The 12,529-nt window shown below is 70.1% G+C and carries 10 protein-coding genes; 3 read left to right on the top strand and 7 right to left on the bottom strand.

The features are described 5' to 3' along the window. Positions 1-2: 2 nt before the first annotated feature. The 3 genes from ACSQ1W_RS17525 to aroE are packed head-to-tail and all read right to left on the bottom strand — an operon-like array spanning position 3 to position 1,790. A complete protein-coding gene (locus tag ACSQ1W_RS17525) occupies positions 3-353 on the bottom strand; it encodes a hypothetical protein (RefSeq protein WP_192273842.1) in 351 nt (116 codons plus the stop codon). A gap of 58 nt (positions 354-411) precedes the next feature. Beyond that, complete coding sequence (locus tag ACSQ1W_RS17520; protein WP_436045010.1) at positions 412-945, bottom strand: hypothetical protein; 534 nt, start codon at positions 943-945, stop codon at positions 412-414. Beyond that, positions 942-1,790 (bottom strand): shikimate dehydrogenase, encoded by an 849-nt coding sequence (gene aroE / locus ACSQ1W_RS17515; protein ID WP_192273840.1) that lies wholly within the window; start codon positions 1,788-1,790, stop codon positions 942-944. Before aroE ends, ACSQ1W_RS17520 begins: the two co-directional genes overlap by 4 nt. Before the next feature lie 369 nt (positions 1,791-2,159). Between aroE and ACSQ1W_RS17510 the strand changes: the two genes are divergently transcribed. Next, positions 2,160-2,909, top strand: a complete 750-nt coding sequence (locus tag ACSQ1W_RS17510) for an outer membrane beta-barrel protein (RefSeq protein WP_436045008.1) — start codon at positions 2,160-2,162, stop codon at positions 2,907-2,909. Positions 2,910-2,970: 61 nt separating this feature from the next. Here ACSQ1W_RS17510 and ACSQ1W_RS17505 read toward each other — a convergent pair whose 3' ends face one another. From ACSQ1W_RS17505 to ACSQ1W_RS17490, 4 genes are all read right to left on the bottom strand, one after another. After that, the gene (locus ACSQ1W_RS17505) at positions 2,971-3,429 is read right to left on the bottom strand and encodes a GNAT family N-acetyltransferase (protein ID WP_436045006.1); all 459 of its coding nucleotides are present in this window, start codon (positions 3,427-3,429) and stop codon (positions 2,971-2,973) included. Position 3,430: 1 nt separating this feature from the next. Continuing rightward, complete coding sequence (hemB, locus tag ACSQ1W_RS17500) at positions 3,431-4,420, bottom strand: porphobilinogen synthase (protein ID WP_436045005.1); 990 nt, start codon at positions 4,418-4,420, stop codon at positions 3,431-3,433. A gap of 97 nt (positions 4,421-4,517) precedes the next feature. Continuing rightward, positions 4,518-4,766: a hypothetical protein gene (locus ACSQ1W_RS17495; protein ID WP_162338986.1), complete on the bottom strand. Its 249-nt coding sequence runs from the start codon at positions 4,764-4,766 to the stop codon at positions 4,518-4,520. 72 nt (positions 4,767-4,838) lie between these two features. Next, positions 4,839-5,864 (bottom strand): pteridine-dependent deoxygenase, encoded by a 1,026-nt coding sequence (locus ACSQ1W_RS17490; protein WP_436045003.1) that lies wholly within the window; start codon positions 5,862-5,864, stop codon positions 4,839-4,841. 132 nt (positions 5,865-5,996) lie between these two features. Between ACSQ1W_RS17490 and ACSQ1W_RS17485 the strand changes: the two genes are divergently transcribed. After that, complete coding sequence (locus tag ACSQ1W_RS17485) at positions 5,997-6,467, top strand: hypothetical protein (protein WP_436045001.1); 471 nt, start codon at positions 5,997-5,999, stop codon at positions 6,465-6,467. Between the two features lie 87 nt (positions 6,468-6,554). Then, positions 6,555-12,482, top strand: coding sequence for an alpha-2-macroglobulin family protein (locus tag ACSQ1W_RS17480; protein ID WP_436044999.1), 5,928 nt, complete (start codon positions 6,555-6,557; stop codon positions 12,480-12,482). The last annotated feature ends 47 nt before the right edge of the window (positions 12,483-12,529 follow it).

Here is a 12,529-nt window from a genome sequence, read left to right as displayed (position 1 = left end):
GCCTAGGCCGTGCGCGTGGCCTGCATCGCCTTGCAGGCGCCCCACGCCAGCATCACCAGGCCGGCCGCGGAGACGACGCCGATCAGCATGCCGACGGCGCTGAACAGACCCATCATGCTGCTCACCGAGGCATAGCCGTCGGTGGCGCTGTTGATCACCCATGCCTGCCACACGCTCATCACGCCGCGCAGCAGGGTGGTCAGCAGCATCAGCGAAATGCCGGCCAGCGCCAGCTTGCGACCCGGCGCCGGCGGTGCCCACATCGCCAGCATTGCGGTGCCGGCCACGCAGGCCAGCAGTTCGGGCAGCTGGTAGCCGAGCATCGTCAGCAGTTGGGTGAAAAGTCCGTCCATGCATTTCCTCCAGGAATGTTTCGTCGCAGCCTAGCCTACTTGATGGCGCCGCTTCGCTTCACAGGGGCAAGAGGGTCAACCAGAGGAAACAACGCAGGCGGGGTGTATCTCCACTCGCGTCTAGGGCGAGCTTCTCGAGCTGCACATCGGCGACACGAAGGCCATGCTTGGCGAGATCCTGCCGATACCCGGTGACGACGCGCGAATCCGAACCCGCCTGCAGGAACGGGCGACGCAGCGCCCGCAACGCGGGATTGTCGTGGTTGCCGGAAGAGCTAAGCGCTTCTTCAAGCTGCGATGGCGCCGAGGCGCGCAGGAGCAGGAAGAGCTCATGCTGGAAGTCGGCTTCCAGCATCCGTTCGTGCAGCACGAGGATATCCAGCTCAACACGGCTGGCGTCGGTCAGCGCGAGCAGTGCCTCATCAAGGCGTGGCGTGCCGACATCGGGTGCCGCGTCGTAACGAAGGCTGGAGGTGGCCGGCAGGGCGGCCGACGGCGCGCGCACCTGGTGTATCCATCCCGCCTTGGCGTGCGGGGCCAGAGCGAACATCAGGGCGACGCTTGAGGCGAGCCTGATGAGCATCGCGGTCAATCCGCCGTCACCAGCACCTTGTCCTTGCCGCGCAGCGCGGCGTAGACGGCATCGGTTTCCGGTCGCACGCCATGCCATTGCTCGAAGGCTTCGGCGGCCTGCTCCACCAGCATGCCCAGCCCGTCCACGGCGTCGTGGCAGCCGGCAGCGCGCGCCCAGGCAAGGAACGGGATCGCCGCTTCGCCATAGTTGAGGTCGACCGCCAGCGTGCGTGGCGTGGCCAGCGTGAACGGCAGGGTGAACGCCCCTTGGTCCTGGCGTGCCGCCGAGGTCGCGTTGATGATCAGCGAGAAGTCGCCGAGGTCGCGCAGGTCGTCCCAGTAGCGCGAGTGCGCGCGATCCGGTTCGCCCAGTGCATCGGCCAGCGCATCGGCACGGTCCGCCGTCCGGTTGACGATGATCAGTTCGCTGATGCCGGCGTCCAGCAGCGCGGGTGCCACACCGCGCGCGGCACCGCCGGCGCCGAGCAGCAGACCGCGGCGTGCACGCAGGTCCAGGCCCTGGCGTCCCGTCAGATCGCGCACCAACCCGGCGCCGTCCGTGTTGTCGCCATGCCACTGGCCGTCGTTGCGGGTCAGCGTGTTCACTGCGCCGGCACGCCGGGCGCGATCGCTCGCCTGCGCGCAGATGGCGAAGGCGGCTTCCTTCAATGGCAGGGTGACGTTGGCGCCCGCACCGCCGTCGCCGGCGAAGCGGTCCAGCGTGGCGACGAAGTCGTGCGCCGCGGTGTCGATGGCCGTGTACTCCAGCGCGATGCCGACCTGCTGCGCGAAGGCGGCATGGATGCGGGGCGACAGCGAGTGGGCGACGGGGTGTCCGAAGACGGCGTAGCGATGGCTGGACATGGCGCGGAACCCCGTCGGATAGAGTGAGTCGGATGCCGCAGCGAAGCGTCCGCACATGCGGATGCCCGCCACCGCCCTCGTCGCAGTCTACCGCGCGCCGGCGCCCGCTTGACAGGCGATGCCCTGCGCTGCACTGTGCCGCCGCCGAAGGGGGTGTGCCAGGGAGCAAGGCGACAGGCGAGCGGGCTGGGGAGTCCGACCGCCTTCCATCGAACTCTGCCACTGCGACGATGCGTGTCGACCGGGAACGGAGCGGCGCCGCGTCCATGCATGCGCGCCCGTCGGTGCTGCCATCCGTACGACACCGATCCGCCCCGCCGGTACCGCAAGGACGCGGGGACGCCACCACCACCGAAAGGGGAGTTCACCATGAAGCCGTTGTTCCGCTATCTGCCGCTCGCGCTGGCGGCCTTTGCCCTGCATGCGCAGGCGCAGTCCGTCTCGCCCGCCTACGAGGCCTTCCGCAACAAGAGCGCCGCGCAGCCCGCGCCCACCCAGCCCGCGACGCCGGCGACGCCGGCGACCCAGCCGACGACAGTCAGCCCCGCACCGCAGGCTCCCGCGCCTGCACCGGCCTATGCCGCACCGGCGCCTTACGTTGCGCCTGCCACCGCCCCCGAAGATGAGGAGGACGGCGGCTTCTTCGTCGGTGTGCAGGCGGGTCAGGGCTGGATCTTCGAGGATGTCGAGCAGGACGCCGTCGCTGTGAGCGCCGGCTACCGTTGGCAGGCCGGTCCGTGGGCACAGGTCGGCGTGGAACTTTCGAGCGGCCGCCTGGATGAAGCTACCGAGGGCAACTGGCGTTATCCGAAAGCGACCTACCAGGCGATCGGCGCGAACGCCCGGATGAACTTCGGCGACAGCCCGTGGTTTGCCACCGTCCGTGGCGGCTACTTCGATGCCGAGCTGAAAGGTCCAGGCGGCGAGGTCTCCATCGACGGCGGCTACGCGGGCGTGGCGATCGGCGTGGATATCAACCGCCACTTCAACATCAGCCTCGGTTACACCGCATTCGTCTATGCCGACGACTACGCCTATGACGACTGCGATGACTACGACCTCGACTGCGACTTCAACCGTGCCGACACGGTGATGCTGGGCATCGAAGCCCGCTTCTGATGCAGAAACGAGAACGGGAGCCGACAGGCTCCCGTTGTCGTTGTGGTGCCGGCCTCTCCGGTCAGTCCGCCGGAGGCCCCAGTTGCCGCACATAGACGTGCTGCGTCTTGGCCAGCGCGAAGCCGGCCGAGGGATAGAACGCATGCGATTCCGGCCGCACGATGTTGGAGCGGACGAAGACATCGCCGCCGCCCCGCCCACGGATCCAGTCGCAGGCGGCATCCACCAGTTGCTGACCCAAGCCGAGGCGCCGCGCCCGTGGATCGACGATCAACGCCGTGATCTCGGCGCGGTGACCGAACTCGATCATCAGCCGCCACTCTGCGGCGACCATGCCCAGCAGGTCGCCACCATCGTCAGGGGAGGTGGCGACCATCACCGCATGCGTGGGCGAACCCAGCAGGCTGGCCAGTCGCTGCGCCATGCCATCGCCGTCCACCGGATAGGCGAGCAGCGTGCACAGGCGCGCCAGTTCGTCCGCATCGTCATGCCGCGCATCGCGGATGACGACGGCCGTCATCTCAGCCGCTCCGCAGCCAGCGTGCCGCGTCCAGCGCGAAATAAGTCAGTACGCCGTCGGCGCCGGCGCGCTTGAACGCGGTCAGCGCTTCCAGCGCGCAGGCCTTCTCGTCCAGCCAGCCGTTCGCCGACGCGGCCTTGATCATCGCGTATTCGCCGCTCACCTGGTACGCGAACGTCGGCACGCCGAACTCGTCCTTCACCCGGCGGATCACGTCCAGGTACGGCAGGCCCGGCTTGACCATCACCATGTCCGCGCCTTCCTCCAGGTCCAGCGCGATCTCGTGCAGCGCTTCGTTCGAGTTCGCCGGATCCATCTGGTAGGTGAACTTGTTGCCCTTGCCGAGGTTGCCGGCGCTGCCCACCGCGCTGCGGAACGGGCCGTAGAACGCGCTGGCGTACTTGGCGGCGTACGACATGATGCGGGTGTTGATGTAGCCGGCATTCTCCAGCGCGGTGCGGATCGCACCGATACGGCCGTCCATCATGTCGCTGGGCGAAAGGATGTCGACGCCCGCAGCGGCGTGCGCCAGCGACTGCTTCACCAGCGCCTCGATGGTCTCGTCGTTGAGGATGTAGCCGGTGTCGTCGATAAGGCCGTCCTGACCGTGCGTGGTGTACGGATCCAGGGCCTGGTCGCTCATCACGCCGAGTTCCGGGAAGCGCGCCTTCAGCGCACGGATCGCGCGCGGGATGATGCCGTCCTCGTCCCAGGCGATGCGGCCGTCGGCGGTCTTCGCCGACGGATCGGGCACGCCGAACAGGTCCAGCACCGGCACGCCCAGCTCCAGCGCTTCTTCGCCGACGCGCAGCAGCTCGTCGATCGACAGGCGCTCCACGCCGGGCATCGACGCCACCGGCGCGCGACCCTTTTCCTCGTGCACGAACACGGGGTAGATCAGGTCGTTGGTGGTCAGCACGTGTTCGCGCATCAGGCGACGGGAGAAGTCGTCGCGGCGCATGCGGCGGGGGCGGATGTGGGGATAGGCCATCACGGGCTCCTGGCAGAGCGGCGAATGATACGCCGGTGGCCCGAGGGGCGGCCTGCGACAGGCGGTCGCAGCGTGGAACGCTGCGTCCGCGCCGGGATCAGATGAAGCCGCCGCCCAGCGACAGGCGGATGATGCCCACCACGATGACGATGCCGTTGAGCACCAGCCCCGCCTTCGCGCGACCGCGGTTTTCGGTGCGCGTGAACAGGATGCCGATGGCGGCGATGATCGCGCCGACGGCGGCGAACGGGATCAGGAACCAGTTGCCCCACCCGAGCAGCGGAATCAGGGCCAGCACCATCCACAGCATCGCCACGATGCCCCACAGCAGACTGATCAGTCCCATCGAACATCCTCCGCAACACGGCGCGCGACGCGGCGCCTCATGGACCCACTATGCGGACGCGTGACCGTGGCTTCAAGCCACGACGCCGTGCATGCCCTCGATCTCGACCAGCAGTTCGCGCCGGCAGACGTCGGCATGCAGCATCAACCAGGGCACCCGCGTGCCGAGGCGCGCTTCCAGCTGCGCGGCGACGGTGTCGGCGTCGACGGCGTCGCTCACATAGACCTTCAGGCGCGAACTGGCGTCCATGTGCGGCGTCAGTGTCGGCGCATGCTCGCGCGCGGCGCCGAGCAGGCTGTCCAGGTTGGTCAGCGTTTCATCCAGTTGCGCGCGCAACGAATCGGCGTGCTGCGACGCGTGGCCGACGATGCTGGCCGTGCCCGAGAGCAGCAGCGGCACACGTGGCGAAGGCGGCAGCAGGGCACGCGCGAAGCTGGGCGATTGCGGGCCGTACTCGCGCGGGTAGCGGTAGGCGCTGACCTGGCGAGGATTTTCCAGCGGCAGGCCCGGTTCGCGCGCGGCCAGCCAGTACACCTGCAGCACGCGGCGTCCGTCGCGGCCTTTCGCGCCGATCGCGGTCGCGGCGGGCAGTACGCGGGTGTCGACGTCGCCGAGGCCCTGCACGCGGCCGACACAAAACTGCCGGTAGCGCTCGCCGTCACCGTCGCCTTCGGTGATCGCGTCGAAGTAGTTCCAGATCCGCAGCAGGTGCGGATACCCGCTGTCGCGCCAGAAGGCCGCCATGGCCGCATAGGCATGCGCACTGGCATGCAGGATGCCACCCTCGGATTCCTCCCACTCCACCACGCCGAACATCAGCGTCCCGTCGTGGCTGTAGCGCACCGCGCCGTCGCGGCCCGTCGTCACCGGTCCGCTCGCACGCCACACCTCGTAGGGTGCGGCGGCTTCACGCAGCGGCGACAGCGGCACGCGCAGGTAGCGGGGATCGTCGATCGCGGCCGTGGCGGGTGCCAGTGCGCCGAAGCCGAACACGGCCAGGGTTTCCGGCAGGCCCAGCAACGCCTGCGGCGTCGGGGCATGGATGTAGTCGACGGCCAGCCGCTGCGGTGCGGGTGGGTGGTCGGGGGCGGAGCTCATCGTGCAGGAAACGGGAACATGGTCTGGACGAAATGATAACCCGCCCACCCCGTCACGCCGGTCGCCCGCGGGCTGTGCCAACATTCAGGCCGTCCGGCGGAAGATCGCCGCAGGTCACCGGGAGAAGCCGTCATGACGTTCCGCATCGCCCCCGTCTTGGTCGCCGTCCTGCTTGCCGCAGGCTGTGCCAGCAGTTCCAAGGTCATGCTGGGCCAGGCGCGGCCCGCGCTCGATCCCGCGCAGGTGCAGGTCTATCGCACGGCACCCGCCGGGTCGCTGGAGATCGCGCAGCTCGAATCCAAGAGCGCGGTCGGCTTCGGCACCCAGGGCCAGACCGACGCCGCGGTGGCCCGCCTCAAGCGCGAAGCCGCCGCCCTCGGCGCCAACGGCATCGTGCTGCTGGGTGTCGGCTCCAGTGGCTCGCCGGTGGGCATGTCGGTGGGCGCGGGCAGCTACGGACGCCACTCGGGCGGCGGCCTGAGCATGGGCATCCCCACCACGCAGAAGCAGGCGGCCGGCGTAGCGATCTACGTGCCGCCGGGTACGCCGGTAGATCCGACCATCGTGGTGCCCGAGTCCGCACCGGCGACGAAGAATCCCTGACCTGCGTCACCGGCCCTCCGGCCGGGTGGCGTTCGCGCGTGATCGCAGGCAGCATCGGGTCCGGAACGGACACCGATGGGGAGCGGCATGCGACACGCGCGCATTGCGGTATGGGGCTGGCTGTTGGGGATGGCGGGATGGTCCTTCGCGGCGCAAGCGGCGGATCCAACGGTCGAAGCCGACTTTTCCTATGGCGGGTTGCAGCTGGAATTCGCAGCGCCCATGCGGGTCTGGGACAACCAGGTCCAGCGCGATGCCGTACGCACGACGCCCGCGCTGCCGCTGGCCTGCCACTGGGGCGATGACGTCCTGCTGCTGTGCGCGATCGAGCCACCCGCCGCGCCCCGCCCCGCCACCCGGTATCGCATCGACCTCGCCCCCGGCCTGTTGACCCAGCAGGGAAAGGCGATCCCGGCGCAGGTGCTGCATGTCGAAACCGATCGTCCGGCCCTGAGTGCCTACGTGGAAGGGTGGGACGACGGCATGCCGCGTTTCAGCGTCACCGCGAACATGGCAATGACGGCTGCTGACGTGCAGGCGGTACTGCGCGTCAGGGTCGGCGAACGCGACATACCCTATTCGATCGAACGTCTTCCGCGATTCCGCTACGACGGCGGAGTGCACCGCTTCCAGGTCCGGCTGTCGGGCGAAGTCGCAGCCGACGCACGTGTGAACCTGCACGTGGCGCCAGGGCTGCGGAGCGAGGCAGGCGACCTGCGGGGAACGCAGGACGAAATGCTGCTGAGCGCGCTCGCCAACGAATCCTTCCGCGTGCGCCAGCTGTCGTGCCGGCAGCGCGAGGAGGTGCGCACGCTCGAGGGTCCGGTCGCGCACGCGGCGCTCGCGTGCCTGCCGGGTGAGCCGATCCAGGTAATGTTGTCCAGGATGCCGGATGCCGCATCACGGGAGCGGTTCGCGGCACGCCTGCCTGCCGGCGTGACCGTGACGCGCTGGCATGAAGGCAGCCCCTACTACGTGAGAGGGCGTGGCCGGTACGAGGCACTCGCGCCGGGAGCGATCGCGCAGTTGACCGTCGCCTCTGCCAACACACGGCTCTCGCTGGCGTGGCAGGACATGACCACGACGGAGGGCGCTTCGCTGGTTCCGCTCACCCTCGGCGTGCGCACCACCGATGCGCAGCCCAGTCTGAAGGCGTCGGGTGAGCGTGTCCTGCTCGACGCGCGTGCGCTGCCGGCGTCGCGCCTGGAAGGCATCAACGCGACGGGTACGCCGTTGCACGTCACCGCACTCGGCACGGCGTTGCGGGCGGGCGAGGCACGCGTGCCGGCCGCAGCTTCCAACACCCGCGTCGCGGTGACCTCGCCGGTCGACGACCTCGCCTTGCGCGAAGGGGGATGGACGCGCTGGGAGGTCCAGTCCGCCGACGCCCGTCGCTCGCCCTATCTGCGTCGTCAGGCCGGGGTGGAGTTCGCCGCACCGGCGTTCGACCTGGTCGCGTTGACCGGCGAGCGCGAGGTGATCGCCTGGGCGCAGGCATGGTCGGAGGACGGGGGGATCGCTGGCGCACGCGTGGAGCTTCTGCTGCAGGCGTCACCTGAAGCGTCGGTGCGCACGCTGGCGGAAGGCCGCACCGATCGGGATGGCGTCGCGCGGCTTGCGCTGCCGGTGGGCCACGTCCTGCCCGACGCCCTGGATGGCGAGTACCCGCGCTGGTGGCTGCGTGCGACGCGCGGCAACGGCGCGCGGGCCGAGCGCTCGGTATTGCCGCTCGGTGCGAGCCAGCACTACGGCTTGAGGCTGGGCGCATCGGCGCGCCGTCACCTGTGGGGCGTCAGCGACCGTCCGCTGTACACCGCCGGTGCCACGGTGCAGTACCAACTGTGGCAACGCGAACGCATCGCTGGCCGGCTGCAGCGGATCGCGCAGCCGGAGCCGCTCGAGCTGGCCCTGGTCGCGATGGAGGAGTCGAAGACCGTCCTGCGATGGCAGGCCACGCCGGATGCCCAGGGCGTCATCCATGCCGGACTGGCATTGCCCGTACACCTGACAGACGGCACGTACTGCATCGGACTGCCCGATGCCGATGAAGAGAACGGCACCTGCTTCTTCGTCGGCACCTATCGCGCGCAGGACCTGTGGGCGCGTACGGATACCGAGGAACGTGTGTTGCGCGAGGGCGATACGTTCGCGTTCGATGTCGAGGCGGGCTACTACTCCGGTGGCCCTGCCGCCGACATGCCGCTCGAACGGGTCAGCACGTTGCTGACCGGCCTGCCGCTGGGCGAGGCGTATCCACGTTATGCCGACTACACCTTCGTCGATGTCCTGTCCGGCGCGGGACGCGGCGGTGTGACGCTGGCGCCGCCGGCTACGCGCGTCCGCACCGATGCCGATGGCAAGGCACGAGTTTCGCTGCCGGTGGCGTTCCCGGGAGGAAGCGAGCCGCACCTCGAGCCACCTGCCTTCGGCATGCTGCAGGCGGTGGTGGAGATCAAGCCCAGCGAACGCGAAGGCACCGTCAGCAATGCCGCCAAGGCGCGCTACGCCGGGCATGCGCGCTACGTGGGCCTGCGTAGCGAGCCGCACTGGTGGGATGCGGGCACGCCTCTCCACCTGCAGGCAGTCGTCATTGACGCGGACGGCAACGACATCGATGCCGCGCCCGTCGAAGTGCAGGTCGATTACCTGGGGCAGGACTGGAGAGCATCCGAGGACGTCGTGGGCGAGCGTGTGGCGACCTGTGCGCTGGTCGCAGGACAGCGCTCCACGTGCGACGTACCCCGCACACGCAGCGGCCGTTACCGCCTGATGGCCCGCAGCGGCGATGCCGCGCCCGCGACGATGACGCAGTACGTCTGGGCCGGCGATGCCGTCGCCGCCGCATCGCGCGAGATCACGCTGGTGACGGGACGTGGCGAGCCGCTTCCCGGCGGGCCGGTCAACGTGGTGCTGACGCAACCGCAATCGCGGGCGACCGCGCTGTTCGTGTTCCGCCAGCATGGCGCGCTGGTTGGCCACCACGTGGCCGAGGTACGTGCCGGCACGCAGGAGATCGCATTGCGCTTGCCGCCCAACACGCAGGGACCGCTCAGCATCGGCGTGCACATCCGCGACCGCGATGATGCCGCCGACGCGGCGCCCGGCTATCGCGCGCCGTTGCCGCTGCGCAGTGCCGGTGTCGACGTCACCGTCGCCCGTCCGAAAGCTGCGCCGGCCATGAGCGTGTCGCTGCGGGCGGACGACGCGCGTCCCGGGCAACCGGCGCGGTTGGTGCTGACCAATACCGGCGATCGGCCGCGGCAGGTCGCCGTGGCGGTAACCGATGACGCCCTGCGGGCGATGGCGGGGCAGTGGCTGGCCTATGCGGATCCTCTCGGCACCCACTGGCTGGGACGTGAGCAGGAATATGGATCTTCGTGGCCCATCGGCTTTTACCAATGGCGCAGCCATGGCTGGACATGGGTACTGCCATGGCCACGCACAGAAGCTGAAAGCAGTGAAGCGCCACCGCCCGGCACGTCATCGCTGCCTCCGCCGCCCGAAGCGCCTCCCGTGGACGTCTGGGAGCCGCGGCCGTCCGACATCGTCACTCCGCCTTCGCCGCCGGCACCACCGCCACCGCCTCCCCCTGCGCCCGCCGTCGCACTCGATCGAATGGACGGATTTGCCGAAAGCGGCAATGCCACGCTCGACAGGATCGAAGTCACCGGTTCGCGCATCGATCCGGCCGATATCTTTCAGGCCGGTGAGCGTCCGGCGACGGACGTGCGACCCCGCGAGCAGGTCAGCGCGCAGTCGCCGCTGGCGCGCGTGCGCACGCGCTTCGCCGATACGGCGTTCTGGCAGGCCGGCATCGTGCTCGCGCCGGGAGAGTCGCGCAGTTTCGAGGTGGCGTTGCCCGACAATCTCACCCGGTGGCGCGCGGTCGCATGGAGCGGAGATGCCGATGACGGGTTCGAGCAGGTCGACGCTGCACTGGAAGTCGGCCTGCCGGTGGAAGCGCGGCTGCAGGTGCCGGTGCGCCTTTATCCGGGCGACCGGGCGCGGCTCGCCGCGCACCTGCGGCAGTCGGGTGATGTCGCGCTCCCGGTGCAGGCGCGCATCGCACTGCAGGGCAACGGCGTCGCACAGGCCGATGCCGGGGAGCACGCGCTGACGCTGGCCGCCCGCGGCCAGACCGGCATCGCGACCACTATCCAGCCCTCTGCGGTGGGGGCGTTGCAGGTTGTGGCGTCGGTGGAGGCCGCGACCGGACGGGACGCCATCGCCGCGCCGGTCGAGGTGGCCTCGCCGCTGGTCGCCGCGCGTCGCGTGCAGGCCGGCTGGCTGGACGACGCACCGGTCGTGCTGAAGATGCCGGCGCTGCCTGCCGACGCCCGCGATCCCCGTCTGGCGGTGGAGGTCAGCCGTGGCGGCGCAGGACTGGTCGAGCGCTGGACGCGCGACCTGCATGCCTATCCGCACCGGTGCTGGGAACAGATCCTCAGCCGTGCGGTGGGCGCGGCGCTCGCCGTCGAACGTGGCGATACCGCCGCCTGGCCGGACGCCGCCGCGGCGGTGCAGGAAGCGCTGGACAACGCGGCCGTCTTCCAGGACGAGGATGGGGGCATGCGCTTCTTCGCAGACGAGGCCGGCATGGACGACGGCGGTTTCGGCACGCGCGGCCAGGTTGCACTGACTGCGTACACGCTGCAGGCCTTCGCATGGCTGCGCCAACGCGGATATGCCGTGCCGGAGCAGGTGGCGCGTGGGGCGCACGACTTCCTCGACCGTCAACGCCTGCCCGCACCGGAAGACGAGGCCCCGCGTCGCCGGATCGCGGCCCCCGTTGGCGCGGACGCCGCAACGCAGCTCGAGTACGACGCTGCCGAAGCCGCGGCGGCGGCGGCCGCCGCCGCGGATGCCGCCGCCAGGGCGGCCGATGCGACCGTGGCGCGATCCCGCGGCCTCGTGCCCGGGGACCACAACGACACCGCGCTCGCCGTCGCGGCCGTGCGCACCGACCGGACCAGCCTGGACCGTCTGTGGCGGGTCTGGGGCGGGCTCGCGTTGCCGGCGCGCATCGCCGGCCTGCGTGCGCTGGCCGCCGCGCAACATCCTGCGACGCCCGACGCACTGGCATCGGTGCTGGCGCACTTCCCGACGCGTGGCCTTGCCCGGCAGATCGACCGCGACGACGGCTGGGCGCGCTGGATGGGCTCGCGCCTGCGCGAGCAGTGCGCGCTGCTCGGCGTCCTCAACGAGCATCCCGCGCTCGCCGACCGGCAGGTGCGCGATGGGCTGCTGCGGGGGCTGGTGGATCTGTACGCTGGCGGCACAGCCAGTGTCGACACCCAGACCGGTGCGTACTGCCTGGTGGCCCTGGATGGCGCGACGGCATCAGAGCCGGCACATCCCGCCACCGTGCAGGCGGCCGTCGCTGGACAGCGGACCACGCTGTCGCTGCCGGTGGGCGAGGTACGGGCGCGCTGGGCCGTGCCGCAGGACGCGGTGGACGATGCCACGCTGACGCTCGCCCAGGCGCCGGGCCAGCACGCCTGGCTGGGCTATCTGGCCGAAGTCGAGTACCACGAGGACGCTGCGCGCGCGCAAGCATCCGCCGTCGGGATGTCGCTCACGCGACGCTACGAGGTCCTGCGTGCCGGCGCCTGGCAGGCGCTGGATACGCATCCCGTGCAGGAAGGCGACTGGATCCGCGTGACCCTGACGGTGCAGACCACCTCGGCACGCCATTTCGTGGCGTTGACCGATGACGTGCCCGGCGGCCTGCGGCCGACCGATCTCGCACTGTCCGCCGTGGCCGGGCTCGACCTCAAGCAGGTGTCCTCGATCGGCAGCCCGGTGTTCCGGACACGCCGGTTGGACCCGCGTGCGCCGAAGTTCTACGCCGAATACCTGCCGGCGGGACGGCACGAGGTGCACTACTTCGCGCGGGTGGCGAACGCGGGCGACTACCTGGCCGCGCCCGCGACGGCGGAGTTGATGTACGGCAACGCCAGCCACGGACGCACGTCGTCGGATCGCCTCCCCGTCGTACCGTCGCCTTCACCGTGAACCGGACGCACGGTGGCCTTCGGGCCGCCGTGCGCGGGGCGCGGCGG

The sequence above is a fragment of the Pseudoxanthomonas sp. LjRoot143 genome, assembly GCF_964252945.1.
GTDB lineage: Bacteria > Pseudomonadota > Gammaproteobacteria > Xanthomonadales > Xanthomonadaceae > Pseudoxanthomonas_A.
Note: the sequence above shows the minus strand (reverse complement) of the source record. Positions and strands in the feature narration are given on the sequence as shown.